Here is a 21,480-nt window from a genome sequence, read left to right on the forward strand (position 1 = left end):
GGTTACCTCTCCTTTAATCCAATCCAGCTCATCATACGTCCTGTTGAACCCTTTTCTATTCGATGAGAATAAAATAGTTCTGTGGAACAGCCAGTACAATATTGAGTTATTTCAATATGAGTTGGTAAAATACCTGCATTCAGCATAATTTGTCGATTCATTTCTTTTAAATTAAGCGTATATTTCCCATTCCCTTTACTTTGAATCGAAGAATGAAAGTATTGAGTATTTTCAAAATGATTGATGATCCGCTCATCTACTTCATAACAACAGTCCCCAATGGAAGGTCCGATTCCCACCAAAGTATTTTCAGGATTACTTCCATATTCTTCACTCATTTTGCCAATTGTTTTTTCAGCAATTTCTAAGTGTGTACCCTTCCACCCAGCGTGTGCAATACCTATCACTTGTTGAACAGGATCAAAAAAATAAAGGGGGACACAGTCTGCATAAAAAGAAATTAAACAAATATTTGGTTCATTTGTAATTAAAGCATCTTTGAAAGGAATCGAATCTTCTTGCGATGATCTTCCTTTTCCTTTTTCACTTTTAGATATAACTGCTATTTGATCACCATGAACCTGATTTGCACAAGTTACTGCATCAAATGAAAACCCAATCGCTTCAGCTATCATCTTACGATTAGTGACAACATCTTCTTGATTATCATTTACATGTAAACCACAGTTTAAAGATGCAAAATCACCTTCACTTACTCCTCCTGCTCTTGTTGTGAAACCTGTGGATAATTGAGGGTATTGTTCCATCCATTTAGATAAATACAATAGAGTAGGTTTTTGTGCTTCAGTTACTTTGACAAAAGGCTCCATAATCTCACCTCATTAGCTATATTTTAACATAATAGTACACTCTAAAATAGAGTAGAGAAAAATATCTACCCATTGTCACACATAGAATAGGACTATTTAAAACACCCCGAAAAAAGATCGTTTATGGAACGATCCTTCATTTCATCCGGGAATCCCATGTCATAAACTTGAATCTTAGGGATCTGTATACTACCTCCTTAATAGTTATGATAATACTCTCCATCTTCATCAGGTGCTCGATATCCTCTTGTGTCATCAAGTTTTACAAGTACAACATCCATTCCGATTTTAACTATATTTCTCCATGGTATAACAACCTCATTATCCCCACTAAATAACCCAAAAAATTTCCCCTGACTCGGTACAACAATGGAATCAATTTTACCTTGTCTAAGATCTAATTCTAAGTCACTTACCGAACCAAGTTTTTTGCCATCCACTATGTTGATAACATCCTTAGTTTGGAAGTCAGATATTTTCATGTTATCACCACAATCTTTAAAGTATTTATATTAATATATGTGTAAGTTAGGTAAAATGTCCATATATACATCAAAAAGTGAAAATAAAAAAAATCACCTATCGGTGACTTTCAGAAATAGAAAAGAGACTGTCCTTTAATTTCAACTAAAGGACAAGTCTCTATTTGTTATGCTCTAATTCTCGTAAGTTTTAACATGCTTTTGCATTTGTGATATTGCTGTTTTTTCCAGTCGGGACACCTGTGCTTGAGAAATCCCGATTTCATCTGCTACCTCCATTTGTGTTTTCCCTTCAAAAAATCTCATTGAAAGAATCATTTTTTCCCTGTCATTTAGCTTTCTCATCGCTTCTCTTAACGCGATTTCTTCAATCCAAGAAACATCCTTATTATTATCGTCACTTATTTGATCCATAACATAAATTGGATCTCCTCCATCATGATAAATAGGCTCAAATAAGGAAACAGGATCTTGAATTGCATCCAGTGCAAATACGACATCTTCTTTAGGAACATTCAAAACTTCAGAAATTTCAAATATGGTAGGTTCTCTGTTGTTTTGATTCGTTAAACTATCCCTAACTTGTAATGCTTTGTAGGCTATATCACGTAGTGAACGTGAAACTCTAATCGGGTTATTATCCCTCAGATATCGACGAATCTCTCCAATAATCATGGGAACAGCATAGGTTGAAAATCTAACATTTTGACTTAAATCAAAATTATCAATTGCTTTCATAAGTCCTATGCATCCCACTTGAAATAAATCATCGACAAACTCTCCTCGATTATTAAACCTCTGAATGACACTTAAAACTAATCTTAAATTGCCATTGACTAACTTTTCTCTTGCTGAAATTTCATTGTGAGTCTGTAACTGTACGAATAATTCCCTCATTTCTGCATTTTTCAATACTGGAAGCTTTGCGGTGTCAACACCACAGATCTCAACTTTGTTTCGAGTCAATGTGATTACCTCCCAAGGAGAAACATTAATGTTAATTATCCCCTTGGAATTTTTTTTTATTCCAATATAAAAATACAACTTTTATACATTTTTCTCAAAATTCATTAATCATACTACCTCATTGAATTTAGACCATTTTATTAAATTCTTTTCTCAAACGTTTAATAATTCTCTTCTCTAATCGTGAAATATAGGATTGTGATATACCCAGCATATCAGCTACATCTTTTTGGGTTTTTTCTTCTCCATCTGCTAAACCAAATCTCAATTCCATGATTACTTTTTCTCGATCAGACAACTTTTCCAATGCCTTTTTTAGCAGTTTGCGATCTACTTGTTCTTCAATATTTCGATAAATGACATCATTCTCTGTACCCATCACATCGGATAATAATAATTCATTACCGTCCCAATCAATATTCAAAGGTTCGTCAAAGGAAATCTCAGTTCTTACTTTATTATTTCTTCTAAGATACATCAAAATTTCATTTTCAATACATCGTGATGCATATGTAGCCAATTTAATTTTTTTAGTAGGATCAAAAGTATTTACTGCTTTAATTAAACCGATAGCTCCAATCGAAACCAAATCTTCAATATTGATTCCTGTATTTTCAAACTTCCTTGCAATATACACAACAAGTCTTAGATTTCTTTCAATTAACATTGCTCGAATGGCAGCATCACCTGAAGAAAGTTTTTTTAGCAAAACCTCCTCCTCTTCACGACTCAAAGGTGGAGGTAGAGCTTCACTTCCACCAATATAATAAATTTCATCATTTTTGTAGCCTAATAAGAATAAAATTTTAAAAATATAAATTTGTAATTCGAATCGCCATTTAGAAAGCATGTTTTCCTCCCTGAGAGAATATTCTGTTAAACATTATTACACTTCTATTAACGATGGATGAATAATCGCCTGATAAGAGTTATCTGTACAAAGTTTTCCATCCTTCATTCCAACCAATACTTTGTGTACCTCAAAGCTTTTACCATCTTGTAAAATCACCACCTTATCAGGTTTTACAGCAAGCATGAATTGACTGGTAGCATGAATACCTTTGTATGGTACTAACCTTACTCGTTCTTGCCATTTAAAATCTTCACTGCCAAAGCTATCAAACATCATTTCAGTATTCATTTGGGATACATAGGTTAGCCAGTTTTCAGGAAGTGCATCTTTCCAATAGATTACATCCATAACCATCACAGGTGTTCTCGTAAGTGGATCATATAGTTGATTCCCAGTGTCAATCAATCCTTTACATCTAGCAGTATAATCATCTATAACAATCTCAACATCTACTAAGAAATTTGTGATTCTCTCTTTACTTTTCAAACTTTTAAAGACACCTCTATAAAACCAAAGCATGATGAAAAATAAAAAAAGTAAAAAGAAAAAGCTGATTTGCAAAGGAAAAACTTGACCTCCTGATTGTGTAAATATCATCCCATTATAAATCTCATTTGATGTTTGAAAAAAATAATGTAGTGCAAACATTCCACCAGCAACGATAAAATTGATAAAATAAAAGGTTGCAAGGTGCCTTAAAAAAGATTGTAGCCGTTTAAACCCAAACGCAAAGAAAATCATAATGATAGAAAATGCACATTTAATCAAAAAAGTATACATAAAAGTTAACGAGGGGAAAAACATCATCATCGCATATAAAGCTCCAAAAGATGCTGAACAAACTAATCTCCACCATTTCAATTTGTACTTACACGTCCAAGCTGTTGATTGTAATATGACTACATCAATGAAGAAGTTGATTAAAAATACGAGATCCAAATAAATTATCATCTGCAAACTTCCCTAACATTTGAGATAAAAACAGTATATAGTAACTCTATTCCGAAGTCTGTCTAAACTTGCCTCTTTGGAATAACTTTTTTTGTCGAATGAAAGGATATTTTTACATATAATTCAAGGAGTGGAATTTGAGTTGATTAACAACTAATAAAATAAACAAAAAAAAGAGCTGCACATTTGGCAAGCTCCAGTTAGTATCTGTGAAAATTGTTCTTTTGTTCATCCATTGATTAGATTCTATCTCTTTTTCAATTTCTACATGTGCTAGATTTAAGTCAAATTCTTTTAAAATAAAAGAATTCCCATGGGCAAAACAAATGATTCATATTCTAGACGGACTATAAGTATAAAAGATTGCAAAAAAATTACAGCCTCAAAAGAGGAAGACAGACAAAAAAACCTCCCCATTTTTGGAAGGTTTCTAAGTTTAACAAACTATTTTATTTCAATTATTAATCATCATGTCGATTTCTGTTTTTATTTCTTAGGAACGTTGGAATATCCAATTGATCTTCACTATCAGAATAGTTTCCAAAAGGTTTTAAATTGGATAGTCTAGAGTCTACAGATTTTGCACTTTGCTTCTGTGTTGGTGTTGATGTTGATGGATTAGATGCTGCTTGATTTTGAAAACCTGTTGCAATAACAGTGACCTTAATGTCGTCTTTCATTTTATCATCAATAATCGCACCAAAAATCATGTTCACTTCTGGATCAGAGGCAGCTGTAACCATCTCTACTGCTTCATTCACTTCAAATAAACTAAGATTTGAACCACCAGTAATATTCATGATTACACCACGAGCACCCTCAATTGAGGTTTCAAGTAGAGGACTCATAATCGCTTTTTTTGCTGCTTCTGCTGCACGGTTCTCGCCTGTTCCTTCCCCGATTCCCATCAATGCTGAACCACGTTCTGCCATAATCGTTTTCACATCGGCAAAATCCAGATTAATAAGTCCCGGTACAGCTATAAGGTCTGAAATCCCCTGTACAGCTTGTCTCAAAACATTATCAGCTTCACCAAAAGCTTCAAGCATCGGTGTTTTTTTGTCCACAATTTCAAGTAAACGATCATTAGGAATAATGATCAAAGTATCTACTTTTTCCTTTAAAGCAGCGATTCCATGTTCTGCTTGTAAAGAACGTTTTCTACCTTCAAATGTAAAGGGACGTGTAACTACCCCTACAGTTAGGGCTCCACATTCTTTTGCAATTTCAGCGATAACAGAAGCTGCTCCTGTTCCAGTTCCGCCTCCCATTCCAGCAGTTACAAAAACCATATCAGCTCCCTGTAATTGTTGAATGATCATTTCTCTGGATTCTTCTGCAGCCTTCTTACCTATATCTGGATTAGCACCTGCACCTAACCCTCTTGTCAACTTTTCTCCAATTTGCAATTTATCGTTAGACTTCGCCAAATGAAGTGCCTGAGCATCCGTATTTACAGTAATAAAATCAACGCCTTGAACTCCAAACTCGATCATACGATTTACTGCATTACTTCCTCCACCACCGACACCAATTACTTTTATTTTAGCTAGTTGATCCACTTCCATATCAAATTCTAACATAGTAGGTTTTTTCCCCCTCTTTTAAACAATACACTAAGTTGAACTAGAAGTTATTCTCTAAGATTAAAATTGGTTAGGAAAATTATATAAATTCACTTAACCAGCTTTTAAATCTTTCGAATGCACCTGGTTTATTTGTTGTTCTAGTTGGTCTTTTCACAGCTTTATTCTGATTATAATTTGATGAATCATCTTCTAGAGATTGATACATTGCATATTTATAAACATACTGTATGATACCAACCCCATTTGTATAAGATGGATCTCGAACACCAATAAAATCTGGCACTGCTACTCTAACTGAAGATTTCAATTCTTCTTGAGCTGTTTCTAGTAAACCTGGCATAGAAACTGATCCACCTGTTATAACATATCCTCCAGCGATATCGTTATCAGTAAGTTGGTTCACTTCTTTTTGAATGAGCTGAAAAATTTCCCTTACACGTGGTTCAATAATATGAGCCAAATCCACTTGTGAATATTGCTTCTCAGAATTACTTCCTACGCGTGGTACTTTAAATACCTGATCTTCAGCTGCGTCTCCAACTAAAGCACATCCATATTTCATTTTAATCATTTCAGCAATTCCAGTTTGGGTTCTTAACCCTATGGAAATGTCATTTGTGATATAATCCCCTCCGACAGGTAATGTTGTTGTTTTTACTAAATTACCTTGATCGAAAATGGCTAGTGTAGTTGCACCAGCACCTATATCTACTAATACGGTTCCCAAAGTTTTTTCATCTTTTGATAATGCCAATTGAGCAGAAGCAAGTGACAATAAGGTTAGTCCAGAAATTTTTAGATCTGCTTTTTCTACACAACGAAGTAAATTATGAACATTTGTTTTTGCACCTGTTATGATCGTTGCTTCGACTTCAAGTCTAACCCCTATCATGCCTTTTGGATCTTGTATTCCTTCCAACCCATCAACCAAATACTGCTTTGGTACAACTCCGATGATCTCCCGTTCTGGCGGCAATGCGATCACTTTAGATGCTTGGAGGACTCGTTCTATATCTTCATAACCGATCTCTCGATCATCATTCGATACAGCTACTACACCATGACTTGACTGTAAATCAATATGGTTGCCAGTAATTCCGACATAAACTTCAGAAATTTGAAGACCTACCATACGCTCAGCATGATCAACTGCTTTTTTAATAGATTGCACAGTTTGGTCAATATCAACGATAGCACCTTTTCGAATTCCTTGAGAGTCAGAAGACCCAACTCCTACAATATTAATAGCACCGTTATGGATTTCACCTATAATTACTCGAACTTTGGATGTACCGATGTCTAAACTAACAATGGTTTCATTGTTGCTCACCCTTGGCACCTCCTGTTTCAAAAAGATTATATTTTTGAATACACTTCTGTAACATATTCAACACAGCTTAATTTTTCCCTCTTTTTTATGTAAAATTTATTTGAAAATATAAATCTAACTCTATCTAATTCCATAAATACAATTTTAACATTTTTTCTTAATATTTAGAAGTAATATTTTAATATAATATTCAATCGATTTCAATCGTATCTTTTGTACTATTAATCTGAGTATTTTCTCCTATATCAATTGAATCAATTGGTTCATATGTATCAGAATCCAACAAATGTATTCTACCGGACATTTTGTCGTTTTGTTTTAATTTATTAATCGCATTATCCAAATATACAATTTTCTCTTCTAAATAACTAACAGTTGTAACCACTTCATAAGAGGAACGTGTGTACATCATAATTTTATCATTATACGATAAAGTAGGGGGGAGTGGTCTGATTTCAGATATTTCAATCAGCAACTGATCAGGTATCCCTTCTAACACATGACTCAGCTCAATTTTAACGTCTTCATACTCTTCTGACCAGCCAGTTAGTATAGGCTTGTCTATTATAATCTCTTGATTTTCTACTTCCATAGTAAAACCATTCGAAAATATAACTTCTAATTGATTTGTTATTGCATTCATTTCATAAGCCACAATTGGAAACTCTGTAATTGTAATTTCAATTTTTCCTGGAAATTTCTTATTGAGCTGGATCGAGTGAATCACTTTATTTGATTTTAACTGCTCTAAAGCTTTTTCTTCCTCAATAAAAAAATAAGAATCTCCCTCATTTAATAATAGAGCTTGTTTAAGTTCGTTTTCTGATAAAAAATGAGTACCTTGAATTGAAATTTGATTGATTTTACTTAATGATGAATTAAAAAATAAAATAAACAATATAACAGTGAAAAACAAAAAAAGAAGCAGCAACAGCTTTCGGTTGCTGCGTGGTTTAGTTTTTTGATTACGCAATACGGGCACACTATTTTGTCTTTTCATAAGTTCACCACCTAAAAGGCTCCCTGACTACTTACCAAAGTTTTCAATGTTGATTTATAAATATATCATTTTGACACAGGTGATTCAACACATCTAGTTATTTTAGCACCTAATTGATTAAAAATACTTTCGATGTTTACATATCCTCTATCGATATGATGAATATGTTCAATTGTAGTTGTTCCTTTTCCGGCTAATCCAGCCACTACTAAAGCTGCACCAGCTCTTAAATCAGTAGCTTTGACTGAAGCCCCATACAATCTAGGGACACCCCGAACATATGCAATATTATTGTTCACCTGAATATCTGCACCCATTTTTTTCAATTCATCAACATGTTTAAATCGTTGCTCGAAAATTTTTTCCTTTATGGTAGTGATGCCTTCAGACAAAGATAACAATACCATGATCTGTGATTGTAAATCTGTAGGAAAAGCAGGGTATGGTGATGTAACAATTCGATCTAGTGATTTTGGTCTACCTAAACTAGTAATTTTAATTATATCATTTTTCAAAGTAATTTGAACATCCACTTTTTTTAACACATGAATTAAGGATTCCAAATGCTGTGGACATGTGGATGTAAGTTCCACATTCCCACCTGTAACAGCTGTAGCAATCATTAGTGTTCCTGCTACAATTCGATCAGGAATAATCCGGTAACGGCGTGGCGTTAATTTTTTCACACCTACAATATGAATTTTATCCGTACCTGCTCCTGTAATTTTAGCTCCCAGAGCATTCAAAAAATTTTGCAAATCTACGATCTCAGGTTCCTTCGCTGCCTGATGGATCGTTGTTTCTCCTTCAGCCAATACGGCTGCCATTAAAATATTTTCAGTTGCACCAACACTAGGAAAATCTAAGTGAATATCTGCTCCGAATAATTTATTTGCACGACAAATGATAGTGTTGTTAGATTCTTCAATGGTAGCCCCTAACGCTTTTAGTCCTTTTAGGTGCAAGTCTATTTTTCTTTCTCCAATTGCACATCCACCAGGTTGATAAACCTGCACTTGACCAAACCTAGCTAATAGAGGTCCCATCATAAATATGGATGATCTCATTTGTTTCATTAAATCTTCAGGAATATGATGTGAATATATAGATGATGTATCCAGTATTACGCTTCCATCTTGGTGGTTAGCCTTACAGCCTATTGCATGTAATATTTCTATCATAACCTTTATATCTAATAAATCTGGAACATTCTCTACTGTATGTTTACCGTCAACTAGTATACAGGCTGCTAGAATAGGTAAAGCTGCATTTTTTGATCCGTGAATACGTATCGTTCCTGTAAGAGGTTTCCCACCTTCGATAACCAATTTCTCCAATGTCTCACCTCCGAATTAACGCTCACCTACTTGCAGAACTTCCGGAACTAGAAGTACATCGAATTTTTCATATACTACTTTCTGAATATGCTCCATTAAGGTGATGACGTCTCTAGCTGTCGCTTGATCTGTATTGACAATGAAATTGGCATGTAGGGTCGATACCTCTGCTCCACCGATACGCGTTCCTTTCAGACCGGCTTGTTCAATCAGTTTAGCAGCGTGATGCTGATCAGGGTTTCGAAACACACTCCCCGAACATGCTAATTGCAACGGTTGAGTCCTTAATCTATATTCTTTATGCGTTGCCATTGAATGGGCAATTTCTTTACGATCACCGTACTCAAGATTTAAAACAACTTCAGCAACGATACCTTTTTTGGCATGAAGAATAGAATTACGATAGGCAAATTTCAAATCATCTGCTGACCATTCAACCAATTCCCCTGTCTCCAGTACAATCTTAGCTGTTGATAGTATTCGTGACATATCTGACCCGAGAGCTCCTGCATTCATATACACGCCCCCTCCCACAGTGCCTGGTATACCTCCTGCAAATTCCAATCCCGTTAATCCTTCTTTGCCAGCCAGAACACTCAACTTGATTAGAGAATATGATCCACCTGCATATACCCGACTATTATCAAAATGTATCGTTTCAAATCCTTTTCCTAGTTTGATAACAGCTCCTCTGATTCCTTTATCCGAGACAAGTAGATTTGAACCTCTACCAATTTGTGTCCACGGGATTTGATGTTTATTTAAGATTTTAATCGTTTCCGTTAACATTTCTATATTTTCTGGCTCAATGAATAAATCGGCAGGACCACCAATTTTCCAAGTCGTATATTCAGCCATTGGTTCATTTAAATACACCTCAGTAATCCCAGCTGCATGCAATTCATCAATGACTTTTTTCATGGGATAAACCTCCTTCTGCAGGGTTATAAGTTAGCTTTGTCACGATTATAGGTTATTTTATGTTTTATCATGACAATTGGTTACAAGACAGACTTCAGGAAATCAGAATATAGTGTAGAAAGATATCTCCTTCTTTCACCTTGAATATCTTGAGATATTAAGTAAAATTCCGATTGCAGTTAGTAATAAAGTTAAAGATGAGCCACCAGCGCTGATCAAAGGCAGTGTGATTCCAGTTACTGGAAACATCCCGATGACAACACCGATATTAATCATCACTTGTACTCCAATAATACCTATGATTCCTACTGCAAGTAAACTTCCAAATGAATCTGGTGCAGTAATTGCAACTCTAAATCCTCTCCATATCAATATCAAGAATAAAAGCAATACAACACTTCCACCTATAAAACCAAGTTCTTCGGAAATAATAGAAAAAATAAAATCAGTTTGCGGTTCGGGTAAATAATTGTACTTTTGACGGCTTCTCCCCAAACCTAATCCAACTAACCCACCAGGGCCAATAGCATATAATGATTGTATGATTTGGTAACCAGATCCTAATGGATCCTCCCATGGATTTAAAAAACCAGTAATACGTTTTAAACGATAGGGTGCCGTTATAATTAAACCTACTAGCCCTACTACTCCAATCATGGCTAAACTAACAAGATGAGAAATCTTTGCACCCGCTACATAAATAACAATAATAGAAGCTCCTACAAGTACAGCACCCGTCCCTAAATCGGGTTGCAGCATGATCATAGCAAATGATGTACCAACTAATAATAACGGTGGCATCAAACCTTTAAAAAATGAAGTAATTTCAGTTTGCCGTTCAGCTAAGAACTTTGCTAAAAATAAAACAATAGCTAGCTTCATAAATTCTGAAGGTTGGATACCCAATGAGCCAACTCCTAACCAGCTTTTTGCTCCACCTCGCACATCTCCTATGATTAAAACGAGTATTAACATGATAAAACCTGAAATCAAGATCACTTTGGCAAATTTTTTCCAAGACCAATAATCGATGTTCATTGTGACAAATAATGCAATGATACCTAAAACAGCAAAAATAAACTGTCTTTTTAAATAAAATAAGGAATCACCAAAATTGTGAAAAGCCAGAACAGCACTTGCACTGTAAACCATAATTAAACCAATTCCTAAAAGTAATAAAGTGGATACAATGATTAAGGAATCTGGTGCAGAACGGATTTTTGACATTAAATCCTCCTCCTAGTACAACCTTATTTATTAAAGGTTATGCACCGCTTCCTTAAACATTCTTCCACGTTCCTCGAAGGTTTTAAACATGTCCCAGCTAGCACTTGCTGGAGATAGTAATACAACGTCACCTTTACCAGCTATTTGTTTTGATAAAATCACGGCTTGATTCATCGCATCATTTTCATTCTGATAGGTTTCCACTGATTGAAAAAAATTTATTTCTGCTAATTCAGCAATTTTTTTTAATTTTTCACGAGTTTCGCCTAATGTCACTAGTGCCTTAATTCTAGTTTTAAACAATGGCAACAGTTCCATATAATCCGAACCTCTATCTAAACCTCCTGCGATTAAAATCACATTTTCCTCAAATGCTTCTAGTGCTTTGTTCGTAGCAGTCGGATTCGTAGCTTTTGAATCGTTATAAAATTCAATTCCATCCTTAAAAGCAACAAACTCAAGTCGATGTTCAATGCCATTAAAATGTTCTAATACACCACGTATAACTTTCAATTCTGTATTTGCTGCAATCGCAATCGCAGCTGCAGACAATGCATTTTCTTGATTATGTTTTACACCCACCCCCAGGGACTGAGTTTCAATTATGAAATGTTCAATTCCATTGTTATCCTTATATACAATTTTCCCCTTTGATATATATACCCCGTATTCCAATTGTTTTTTTGACGAAATTGGTAGGACTGTAGCTTCAATCTCTTTAGCTAAATTACGACAAATTTCATCATCCCAATTCACAACGGCAATGTCTTCAATTGTTTGATTTTTAAAAAGATTTTTTTTGGATTCAATATAATCTTCTAAAGTACGATGATAATCTAAATGGGTTTCATATATGTTTAACAAACAAGATATTTTAGGCTTAAACTGACGAATCCCTTTTAATTGAAAGCTGCTTAACTCTGCTACAATCCATTGGTTGGATTTTGCATCTTTTGCGACTTCACATAATGGAGTACCGATATTCCCTGCCACAATAGGTAGTTGATTAGCAGCTGATAGTATATCACCGACTATACTAGTCGTTGTTGTTTTACCATTAGAACCAGTAATTCCAATCATAGGAGCCTCACTGATATGATAAGCTACTTCAATTTCAGTAACAACTTCGATTTCCATTTCTATAGCTTTTTGAATCAATGGCACATGATAAGGTATACCAGGATTTTTAACAACGAGCGTAATATCAGAATGAATTAAATCAGGAGGATGCCCTCCACAGATGACAGTAATTCCTAATGCCTCTAATGCCTCGGCCTCAGGACAAAATTCTTTTTCTTTTTTATCGTTAATAATTACATTTGCACCATATTCTTGAAAAAGTTGTGCAGCGGCCTGTCCGCTTTTAGCCAGACCCAATACAAGCACGGTTTTATCCTTATAGAAACTGGGATGTTCCATTAATTACAGCCCCTTAATAAATATATAGTCCAATACCAGCTAACATTAAACCTGCCAACCAAAATGAAATTACAACTCTCCACTCGGACCAACCGCTTAATTCAAAATGGTGGTGAATGGGGCTCATTTTAAAGACACGTTTACCCGTGGTTTTGAATGAAATGACTTGTATAATTACGGATAAATTCTCAATGACAAACACCCCGCCAATGACCACTAATAAAAGCTCTGTTTTCGTAAGTATTGCAACAGCCGCCAAACCACCGCCGATACTTAATGATCCTGTATCACCCATAAACACTTTTGCTGGATGTGCATTAAATACTAAAAAGCCTAAAACAGCACCAATCATCGCTGCACAAAAAACAGCTGTTTCAAACTGCGTGTTCATCATAGAGATGATCGCAAAAGCACCGAATGCAATTGCACTTGTACCAGATACTAATCCATCCAAGCCATCTGTTAAGTTAACCGCATTGGTTGTACCTAGTAACACGATAATTATAAATAGATAGTAAAACCAGCTTAAGTTTATACTTATGTCAGCAATAGGTATATGTAGAGCTGTGCTGAAGTCCATAGAACTCAATAATACACAAATTAAAATGGATACAAAAAGTTGTCCAAGTAGTTTTTGCTTAGCACTTAAACCCATCGAACGCTTAAATACAATTTTAATGTAATCATCAAGGAAACCAATTAATCCAAAACCGAAAGTCGAAATGATTAAAATATAAAATTCCATACCAAAGTGATCTGAAAATCTATAGAATGAAATTGACAGGGCTAAAAGGATGATGATTCCTCCCATCGTTGGTGTCCCTTTTTTCTTTAAATGCCCCTGTGGTCCTTCAGTTCTAATTTGTTGTCCAAATTTTAACCTCCGCAGGATGGGAATAAATAGTGGTCCTGTAATCAAAGCTAGTACGAATGAGACCCCTATTGTCCAATACATAATATTATAATCCACAGACCCTGCCTCCTTATCTATTTTTCAACTCACTGACGACATCTTCTAGTTTCATCCCGCGTGAGCCTTTAATTAAAATTACATCTTTTTTTGTTACAACTGTTAATAGTTCTTTTAATAGCTTTTCCTTTTCTTCAAATGATTTAACATGATCAGTTGAATAAAAATTTAATGCTTCTAAAGCTGCCTCTTTCCCCAAATTTCCATACGTAAAAACATAGTCTATTCGTTGGGGATCAAGTCTGCGTCCAATGTCTCGATGCAGCTCTTTTTCATTCTCACCTAATTCCAACATGTCGCCTATTACAATTATTTTATGTTGATATCCCTCTAATTCTTCCAACATTTCTATTGCTGCTTTTAATGCATTCGGACTAGAGTTATATGCATCATTTATGATCGCAAATCCAGAATTGGATTGAATTTTTTGTGTCCTCATACTGGAAACTTTGAGATGATTTAATCCCTTGATAATATCTTCTTTTTTTATATCTAGAGATTGACTAACAGCAATAGCTGCCGTAGCGTTCATAACATTGTGTTTTCCTATTAATGGTATGTAATAATCCATCGGTTGTGAATGATTTATGCCAAAATGCACCCCATCTTGTTCCATCTTAATATGAGTAGGATATATTTCATTCGACTCCTTCTTACCAAAACGAATTCGTTTTGTGGAAAGAGGTAAGTCATACCCAAAATCAGAAATATTCTTAAGTAAAGGTTCATCACCTGGATATATAAATACTCCCTCTTGTTTCAATCCATTTATGATTTCTAACTTTGCTTTTGCAATTTCTTCTCTGGATCCTAACTGAAGCAAATGAGCTTCTCCTATATTAGTAATAATTGCTATTTCTGGCTCAGCCAATTTACTTAATAATTCGATTTCTCCCCTGCCACTCATCCCCATTTCAAGAACTGCAAATTGAGTATCTTCCTTCATTTGTAGCAATGTGAGCGGTAAACCAATCTGATTATTAAAATTACCCTCTGTTTTATGAACTTTATAGGTGGTAGATAAAATAGCAGCAATCATGTCTTTAGTCGTTGTTTTCCCATTGCTTCCCGTAATGGCTATTACCCTTACCTCAACCTGTTTCATATATTGCTTAGCAAGTTCCTGTAAAGCTAATAACGTATCCTCTACAAAAATAAGTGGTATATTATCAGGGGGGGATTCATGATCCTTCTGCCATAATGAAGCTGCCGCCCCCCTGTGGATTGCCTCTTCAACAAACAGATGTCCATCAAAATTTTCGCCAACTAGTGGAATAAACAAACTTCCTTGATTTATATGCCTTGAGTCTGTTGATACCCCATGAATGATAGCTGGAGAATTTATCTGTGTAAATTGTTCTACTTGTAACATACGGATTATATCATCATATGCTCGGATCATCATTTATTATACTCCTTATCACATTCTTTGCTACTAATCTATCGTCAAAATCTTTTTTTATCCCTTGAACTTCCTGATATGTTTCATGACCTTTACCAGCGATTAACAAAACATCCTTTGCATTAGCATTTGAAATCGCTTGGTTAATCGCCTGATGACGATCTTCAATCAGTTCATATTGACTTCTTGTCATTCCTGAGTTTATGATCCCTTTCTCTATATCCAATAAAATATGAATCGGATTCTCTGTACGAGGGTTATCTGAAGTGACATATACATAATCACAATATTTTGCCGCAATCTGCCCCATTAAAGGTCGTTTCGTACGATCTCTATCTCCTCCACAACCGAAAACACAGATGATATTACCTTCAGCAAACTCAGAAATTGTTTTTAAAGCATTTTCAAGGCTATCTGGAGTATGTGAATAATCAACAATGACTAAATAATCTTGATTTTCATATACAGACTCAAATCGTCCATCGATCCCTTTTATCTGCTCCAGGCTTTCTTTGATTTCTTCTAAAGCAATTCCCTCTATAACTGACGCCGTTATCGCAGCTAAAGCATTGTATATATTGAATTTACCAATAAGTTGAAGATGAAAATCCAATGTTCCAGCATATGAAATGACTTTAAAGTTGGTCCCTTTTGAAGTAATACGGATATCTGTTGCTCGAACATCAACATCTTCCTGATCAATGCCGTATGTAAATACTTCAGCTGTTGTAATTTTCTTGAAATAATTAGATGCTGGATCATCTCCGTTTAATACAGCATATTTTTTGAATTCAAAATTATCAGAAAAGGTATTTCCAAATCTAGAAAACAATAAACCCTTAGACTGTTTATATTTCTCCATGGTACCGTGATAGTCTAAATGATCTTGAGTTAAATTTGTAAAAATAGCAGTGCGGTAATGACAGCCTATCACCCGCCCCATTTCTAGGGCATGGCTTGAAACTTCCATTATACAATAATCAATATTATTTTTTTGCATTAAATCCAAACTTCTTTGTAGTTCTAATGCTTCAAGTGTCGTGTTTTCTACACAATATGATTGATCATCAATTTTCATTTGAATCGTGCCCATTAAACCTGTGCGATGGGATTGGTCTCTTAAAATTTTTTCTATTAAATAAGTTGTAGTTGTTTTTCCATTTGTTCCAGTCACTCCGATAAGTTTCAGTTTATGACTTGGATATTGATAAAATGCTGAAGCAAATACAGCCATCGCATACCTGCTATCTTTTACAAGTATTATTGGAATATTCCATTCACCATCCTGTTGTACGACCAAGGCGGCAGCACCATTTTGAACAGCTTGTTCTGCAAATTCGTGACCATCCACTCGATGTCCAACAATACAAATAAATAAATCTCCTGACTTCACCTTTCTAGAATCAGTTTTAATGCCTGTAATCACTGTATCTGGATCTCCATGAAGATTAGAAAGTTTTAATAATGAGGCGAATTCTTTGAGTAACATGGCAAAACACCCCCAAAACTAAAGTATGGATAATACAGTAGCTTTAAGCACATTATTTACTATTATTTGATAAATAGACACGAATTGTGGAGCCTATTTCAACTCTTTCTCCAGCTTTAGGGGCTTGACTTACAACTACATTACCTTCCCCTGATTTTGTAAGCTGAAAGTTAGGGTTTAAACTTTGTATGATTTCAGTTGTAGTCATACCCACCAAATTGGGTACCTCTTTATATTTGACATCACCATATTTATATTCTTTCTCGATTTGATCCTCCCTAGGCTCTACTTTCATGTAACGCAACGTGTCTTCCATCATATTTTTAACAATTGGAGCGGCAACTACTCCCCCAAATTGTATACCTTTTGGGTTATCCACTGCAACATAAATAACGACTTTCGGATCATCAGCTGGTGCAAAACCAATAAAAGAAACAATATGTTCATTTGGAGAATACCTTCCGTTTATTACTTTCTGAGCTGTTCCTGTTTTACCACCTACACGATATCCATCGATATATGCGTTCCTTCCTGTTCCATTAGCTACAACACTTTCCAGTGCCTCGCGAACCTGCTTGGATGTTTCTGCTGATATGACTGTTCTTACAGCTTTGGGTTCAAATTCTTTTATTACTTCTCCAGTTTCAGGATGTATCCATCTTCCTGCAACTTGAGGTGTATATAATGTTCCTCCATTTATGGCTGCCGATACAGCTGCCACTTGTTGAATCGGTGTAACCGAAACCCCCTGACCAAATGAAGTTGTTGCAAGTTCAACTGGACCTACTCGATCCAAATTAAATAAGATCCCGTTTTCTTCCCCTCCAAGGTCAATGCCGGTTTTAGTTCCAAATCCGAAATTTTTAATATAATCATATAAGGTCTCCTTACCTAAACGCTGACCTAATATAACAAAGGCAGGGTTACAAGAGTTCTCTACTCCTTCTAAAAAAGTCTGACTACCATGTCCTCCATGTCTCCAACATCGTAAACGAGTACCCGCTACCTCTATACTGCCTGGGTCATGAAAAGTATCTTGCTTCAAATTCACTTTATTTTCTTCTAATGCCGCTGCCAACGTAATGATTTTGAAAGTAGAACCTGGCTCATATGTTTTCCAAATGGGTAAATTTCGATTATAAATACTAGATGCAAATTCAGCATAATTCCCTGGTTCATAATCTGGTTTTGTTGACATAGCCAGTATTTCACCAGATTGAGGATCCATCGCAATGGCTAATACACTATCTGGCTGATACTTTGTCATTGCCTGATCCAACTCACGTTCTAAGATCATTTGAATATTTTTATCTAACGTTAATTGTAAAGTTAGTCCATCTTTTGGAGCTGTATATTGTTCAGAAGCGTTGGGCATTAAATCACCTTTTGCGTCCGATAAAAAAGATATATTCCCCTTTGTTCCTGTTAAATACTTATCATAGGTTAACTCCACGCCTGTAAGACCTTGATTATCAATACCTGTGAAACCTAAAACATGTGATGCTAGATTATCGTAAGGATAATATCTTTCGTTGTCCTCTGCAATCACAATTCCTGGTAAATTTAACTTTCTTATTTCCTGTGCCTTTTCAACTGGTATTTTTCGACCACCAGGTTGTATCCTTACAATTAATTCTTTTTTTGTAATTAAACCATAAACTTTTTCTTCAGATATTTGCAAAATGCTTGCCAGCTGTTTTGCTGTGGACTTTGCATCATCAATTTGAACAGGAATAGCTAATACAGACGGGGAAGTAATATTATAAGCTAATTGCTCCCCATTACGATCTACAATTTCACCTCTTTTGGCTTCAAAAGGAATATTTCTTCTCCAAGTGTCTTCTGCTCTCTGAGAAAGTTCAGGTCCAGTCCATAATTGCACATAACCCAGCCTAATCCACAAGCTTAAAAAACCTATAACTCCTAACAACAGAGCAATAAATATTCTTTTTCTTAATGTTACATTAGAGATTTTCATGGTCTCCCCCTTATCCCAATCGTTGATTCCTATTTGATATCAAGGATATTCAACAAGGATTAGGGTTAGAACAAGCTTCAGCTACCTTCCGTATTTTGATCTGATGCAGAAGCATCATCATTTTCTTGTTCACTTTCCTCTGATTGTTCAAGCTTGGCTTGTGCTTGTTGTTCTAAAGTTTGCAGTTCTAATATAACTACTCTTTTGTTTCCATCATATTCCACTTCCTGATTAACAACATAAGCTGATCCATTCACTTCACATTCAACTTCTAATAATGGACAAATTTGTAAAACATCTCGTAAGGATTTGTTTGTTAAATCAGGCACAGATATTTTTTCTGGTGACTCAGTTAGAAGATACCCACTTTGACCAAATACCATTTCAGAACCCACCGTAGGAAATTGCTCAATCACATGAGTACCATTTCCTAACACCTCATAAGAAAGTCCATTTTTTGAGAATTCATTTTCAGCAGCCAAAACAGTAAGATCTACGACATTCGGTGTTTCTATCATTATTTCTTCCTGAGTAAATCCTTCATCTGATTTTGTGGCAACGCCTAAATGCCTTAAACTGTTCAGCATGATTTCTTTAAAAACAGGAGCTACCACCGAACTACCCAGCTTATAATTCCCACCAATATCTGGCTGATCTGCCACTACAATTAATGCAATTTTTGGATCTTCAACAGGAGCAAAGCCTATAAAAGAGTTTAGCCATACATCATTTGCATATTTACCATCAATTACCACATTTGCTGTCCCTGTTTTACCTGCCGCTCGATACCCGTCCATATAGGCTAATCTACCTGTTCCAATCGATTGATCAGAGATCACCTGCTCTAAATATAATGCTACCTCTTTAGCCGTTTCTTCCGAAATTACTTGACGGGCAACTTCAGGGGAAAAACTTTCGATAACATCACCCGTGTCGGTATCAATAATTTCTTTTACAATTTGCGGTTTTAACAACTTCCCACCATTTGCAATTGCAGAAATTGCTGCAATTTGTTGTATTGTCGTCACCGTGATCCCTTGTCCATATGTCGCAGTAGCAACTTCAGCATCCCACTGAAGGCTTATTTTCCCCGAAGCTTCGCCTGGGAGTTCTATTCCTGTTGGTTGACCAAAGCCAAAATCGTTCATATATTGTTCTAAAGTCTCTTTACCTAATTGCTCGTATCCAAGTTTGACAAATGCAACATTACTAGAACGCTTCAAACCTTCTAAATAAGAAATAATACCCCAACCAGCACCATTATTATGATCCTTCAACCTCCCACCTGGTACTTGAATAGAACCAGATTGATACGTTGCATCTGGATTAAACAAACCTTCTTCTACAGCCGCTGCTAGAGTCACAATTTTAAAGGTTGAACCTGGTTCATATTGGGAACGCACAGCATGATTCTTAAAATCATCTTGTGAATCAAAATCCCAATATTCATTCGGGTTATAATTTGGAAGGTTTGCCATGCCTAGAATCTCCATTGTATGAGGATCAACTGCGATTGCAGTTATACTTTTCGGTTTATATTGTTCATAAGCCGTTTCAATCGCTTGTTCAACAAACAATTGTATGTTTTCGTCAATGGTAAGTTTCAAAGATTTCCCATTTTCTGGAGGTGTATAAGCTACCTTACTATCTGGTATCTCGTAAGATTTAGAGTCACTCTGATAGCTTCGGTAACCTGGTGTTCCATTTAATAATTCTTCAAAATAAGCCTCGAGACCTGATCGGACTTCCCCATCTTTCCTAACATAACCTAATACATGTGAAGCTAAGTCATTAGCAGGATAAGTACGTTTTACTTCTGGAATCAAATATACACTACCCTCTAATTCCTTCTCACTTATCACCGTTCTGATTTGTTCAGCAGTTTTGGCATCAATTTTCCAACCCTCATTACGAATCTCTCTTTGTCCATAAAAGGTGCCATCTTCTTTTTGTTTCGTAACAATATCATGTAATTTCTCCTGTTTAATAAGACCATCCATATTTAACAAAGGTGCCAAAGCATCCATAACATCAAAAACCATATCATTTTCATTGATAGTACGTGGACTTACAGCTACCGTATACGCTTCTGCATCTTGTGCTAATACTTCACCGTTGCGATCATAAATAAAACCTCTTTGAGCAGGAATCTCTTGGTTTTTTTCCCAAGAATCCTGTGCCTTTTGTAAAAGAGCAGGGGATTGTATAATCTGAAGCCAATAAACCTGATATAAGAGTCCAAAAAAAAGAAGGGTAAATACCCCACCAAAAAGCAACGAGCGAACTTTGGATTTTTTATTCATCATTTTCAACTCCATTAATCTTTAAATGCGATATCTTCAGTTGTTTCAGAATTATTTGTTGTGGGAGAAATTTGAAGTACATTTGCTTCATCCGTTAATGCAAAGTTTAATGATTCAGCATATTCAATTAATCTCTTAGGATCTTCCATCTTTCTTACTTCAAGTTTTAAATTTTTATTTTCCTTTTCCATTTTCTGTATATCAATAGAGATTTGCTGCATTTTCGTATTCGATTCATAAATTTGTGCGTTTTTAAATATAACAAACCCAGCAATGACAACACACATGATAATCGCAACTAAATAAAGCAGCTTCTCAGGTGCAGAAATCGTCTTTTTCCGATTCACTGTAATTTGCGTCTTTTTTCGATAAACATTTCTATTTACATTTTCCTTTACCGCTAAATTCCCCTGAACTCGAAATGCCATAAAAC

General features: G+C 35.4%; 18 protein-coding genes. All 18 read right to left on the bottom strand.

Annotated features, from left to right (window positions below; translation table 11 throughout):
- Positions 1-2: 2 nt before the first annotated feature.
- The 18 genes from pgeF to EPK97_RS02705 all read right to left on the bottom strand — a co-directional run bounded on the left by pgeF (position 3) and on the right by EPK97_RS02705 (position 21,475).
- Entirely contained in the window at positions 3-830 is an 828-nt protein-coding gene (pgeF, locus tag EPK97_RS02620; protein WP_162035033.1) for a peptidoglycan editing factor PgeF, read from the bottom strand.
- A gap of 197 nt (positions 831-1,027) precedes the next feature.
- The gene (locus EPK97_RS02625) at positions 1,028-1,312 is read right to left on the bottom strand and encodes a YlmC/YmxH family sporulation protein (RefSeq protein ID WP_162035034.1); all 285 of its coding nucleotides are present in this window, start codon (positions 1,310-1,312) and stop codon (positions 1,028-1,030) included.
- Positions 1,313-1,486: 174 nt separating this feature from the next.
- Positions 1,487-2,278: an RNA polymerase sporulation sigma factor SigG gene (gene sigG, locus EPK97_RS02630; protein ID WP_162035035.1), complete on the bottom strand. Its 792-nt coding sequence runs from the start codon at positions 2,276-2,278 to the stop codon at positions 1,487-1,489.
- A gap of 127 nt (positions 2,279-2,405) precedes the next feature.
- On the bottom strand, positions 2,406-3,128 hold the full coding sequence (gene sigE, locus EPK97_RS02635; RefSeq protein ID WP_162035036.1) for an RNA polymerase sporulation sigma factor SigE: 723 nt from the start codon (positions 3,126-3,128) through the stop codon (positions 2,406-2,408).
- A gap of 36 nt (positions 3,129-3,164) precedes the next feature.
- Positions 3,165-4,082: a sigma-E processing peptidase SpoIIGA gene (gene spoIIGA, locus EPK97_RS02640; RefSeq protein ID WP_162035037.1), complete on the bottom strand. Its 918-nt coding sequence runs from the start codon at positions 4,080-4,082 to the stop codon at positions 3,165-3,167.
- A gap of 461 nt (positions 4,083-4,543) precedes the next feature.
- Positions 4,544-5,665, bottom strand: coding sequence for a cell division protein FtsZ (gene ftsZ / locus EPK97_RS02645; protein ID WP_162035038.1), 1,122 nt, complete (start codon positions 5,663-5,665; stop codon positions 4,544-4,546).
- Positions 5,666-5,747: 82 nt separating this feature from the next.
- The gene (ftsA, locus tag EPK97_RS02650; RefSeq protein ID WP_162035039.1) at positions 5,748-7,001 is read right to left on the bottom strand and encodes a cell division protein FtsA; all 1,254 of its coding nucleotides are present in this window, start codon (positions 6,999-7,001) and stop codon (positions 5,748-5,750) included.
- A gap of 190 nt (positions 7,002-7,191) precedes the next feature.
- The gene (locus EPK97_RS02655; RefSeq protein WP_162035040.1) at positions 7,192-8,001 is read right to left on the bottom strand and encodes a cell division protein FtsQ/DivIB; all 810 of its coding nucleotides are present in this window, start codon (positions 7,999-8,001) and stop codon (positions 7,192-7,194) included.
- Between the two features lie 65 nt (positions 8,002-8,066).
- Positions 8,067-9,338, bottom strand: a complete 1,272-nt coding sequence (gene murA / locus EPK97_RS02660) for a UDP-N-acetylglucosamine 1-carboxyvinyltransferase (protein ID WP_162035041.1) — start codon at positions 9,336-9,338, stop codon at positions 8,067-8,069.
- A gap of 15 nt (positions 9,339-9,353) precedes the next feature.
- Positions 9,354-10,259 carry a UDP-N-acetylmuramate dehydrogenase gene (gene murB / locus EPK97_RS02665; protein ID WP_162035042.1) on the bottom strand — a complete coding sequence of 302 codons (906 nt, stop codon included), beginning with the start codon at positions 10,257-10,259 and terminating at the stop codon, positions 9,354-9,356.
- A gap of 135 nt (positions 10,260-10,394) precedes the next feature.
- Positions 10,395-11,486, bottom strand: coding sequence for a stage V sporulation protein E (gene spoVE / locus EPK97_RS02670; RefSeq protein ID WP_162035043.1), 1,092 nt, complete (start codon positions 11,484-11,486; stop codon positions 10,395-10,397).
- A 30-nt stretch (positions 11,487-11,516) separates the two neighbouring features.
- Complete coding sequence (gene murD, locus EPK97_RS02675) at positions 11,517-12,905, bottom strand: UDP-N-acetylmuramoyl-L-alanine--D-glutamate ligase (RefSeq protein ID WP_162035044.1); 1,389 nt, start codon at positions 12,903-12,905, stop codon at positions 11,517-11,519.
- A 13-nt stretch (positions 12,906-12,918) separates the two neighbouring features.
- A complete protein-coding gene (mraY, locus tag EPK97_RS02680) occupies positions 12,919-13,875 on the bottom strand; it encodes a phospho-N-acetylmuramoyl-pentapeptide-transferase (RefSeq protein ID WP_162035045.1) in 957 nt (318 codons plus the stop codon).
- A gap of 13 nt (positions 13,876-13,888) precedes the next feature.
- Positions 13,889-15,280 (bottom strand): UDP-N-acetylmuramoyl-tripeptide--D-alanyl-D-alanine ligase, encoded by a 1,392-nt coding sequence (locus EPK97_RS02685; RefSeq protein ID WP_240903666.1) that lies wholly within the window; start codon positions 15,278-15,280, stop codon positions 13,889-13,891.
- Positions 15,261-16,766, bottom strand: coding sequence for a UDP-N-acetylmuramoyl-L-alanyl-D-glutamate--2,6-diaminopimelate ligase (locus tag EPK97_RS02690; RefSeq protein ID WP_162035046.1), 1,506 nt, complete (start codon positions 16,764-16,766; stop codon positions 15,261-15,263). The genes EPK97_RS02685 and EPK97_RS02690 overlap by 20 nt, the downstream gene beginning before the upstream one ends.
- 52 nt (positions 16,767-16,818) lie before the next feature.
- Complete coding sequence (locus EPK97_RS02695; RefSeq protein ID WP_162035047.1) at positions 16,819-18,744, bottom strand: stage V sporulation protein D; 1,926 nt, start codon at positions 18,742-18,744, stop codon at positions 16,819-16,821.
- Between the two features lie 77 nt (positions 18,745-18,821).
- Positions 18,822-21,047, bottom strand: coding sequence for a penicillin-binding transpeptidase domain-containing protein (locus tag EPK97_RS02700; protein WP_162035048.1), 2,226 nt, complete (start codon positions 21,045-21,047; stop codon positions 18,822-18,824).
- Positions 21,048-21,061: 14 nt separating this feature from the next.
- Positions 21,062-21,475, bottom strand: coding sequence for a cell division protein FtsL (locus tag EPK97_RS02705; RefSeq protein WP_162035049.1), 414 nt, complete (start codon positions 21,473-21,475; stop codon positions 21,062-21,064).
- Between the last annotated feature and the right edge of the window lie 5 nt (positions 21,476-21,480).

It is taken from the genome of Chengkuizengella sediminis (assembly GCF_010078385.1).
Lineage (GTDB): Bacteria > Bacillota > Bacilli > Paenibacillales > KCTC-33759 > Chengkuizengella > Chengkuizengella sediminis.

Bases quoted from the DNA above. Each gene is read 5' to 3' on its own strand.
- pgeF (WP_162035033.1), bottom strand. From the start codon at position 830: ATGGAGCCTTTTGTCAAAGTAACTGAAGCACAAAAACCTACTCTATTG.
- EPK97_RS02625 (WP_162035034.1), bottom strand. From the start codon at position 1,312: ATGAAAATATCTGACTTCCAAACTAAGGATGTTATCAACATAGTGGAT.
- sigE (WP_162035036.1), bottom strand. From the start codon at position 3,128: ATGCTTTCTAAATGGCGATTCGAATTACAAATTTATATTTTTAAAATT.
- spoIIGA (WP_162035037.1), bottom strand. From the start codon at position 4,082: ATGATAATTTATTTGGATCTCGTATTTTTAATCAACTTCTTCATTGAT.
- ftsZ (WP_162035038.1), bottom strand. From the start codon at position 5,665: ATGTTAGAATTTGATATGGAAGTGGATCAACTAGCTAAAATAAAAGTA.
- EPK97_RS02655 (WP_162035040.1), bottom strand. From the start codon at position 8,001: ATGAAAAGACAAAATAGTGTGCCCGTATTGCGTAATCAAAAAACTAAA.
- murB (WP_162035042.1), bottom strand. From the start codon at position 10,259: ATGAAAAAAGTCATTGATGAATTGCATGCAGCTGGGATTACTGAGGTG.
- spoVE (WP_162035043.1), bottom strand. From the start codon at position 11,486: ATGTCAAAAATCCGTTCTGCACCAGATTCCTTAATCATTGTATCCACT.
- murD (WP_162035044.1), bottom strand. From the start codon at position 12,905: ATGGAACATCCCAGTTTCTATAAGGATAAAACCGTGCTTGTATTGGGT.
- EPK97_RS02685 (WP_240903666.1), bottom strand. From the start codon at position 15,280: ATGATGATCCGAGCATATGATGATATAATCCGTATGTTACAAGTAGAA.
- EPK97_RS02690 (WP_162035046.1), bottom strand. From the start codon at position 16,766: ATGTTACTCAAAGAATTCGCCTCATTATTAAAACTTTCTAATCTTCAT.
- EPK97_RS02695 (WP_162035047.1), bottom strand. From the start codon at position 18,744: ATGAAAATCTCTAATGTAACATTAAGAAAAAGAATATTTATTGCTCTG.
- EPK97_RS02700 (WP_162035048.1), bottom strand. From the start codon at position 21,047: ATGAATAAAAAATCCAAAGTTCGCTCGTTGCTTTTTGGTGGGGTATTT.
- EPK97_RS02705 (WP_162035049.1), bottom strand. From the start codon at position 21,475: ATGGCATTTCGAGTTCAGGGGAATTTAGCGGTAAAGGAAAATGTAAAT.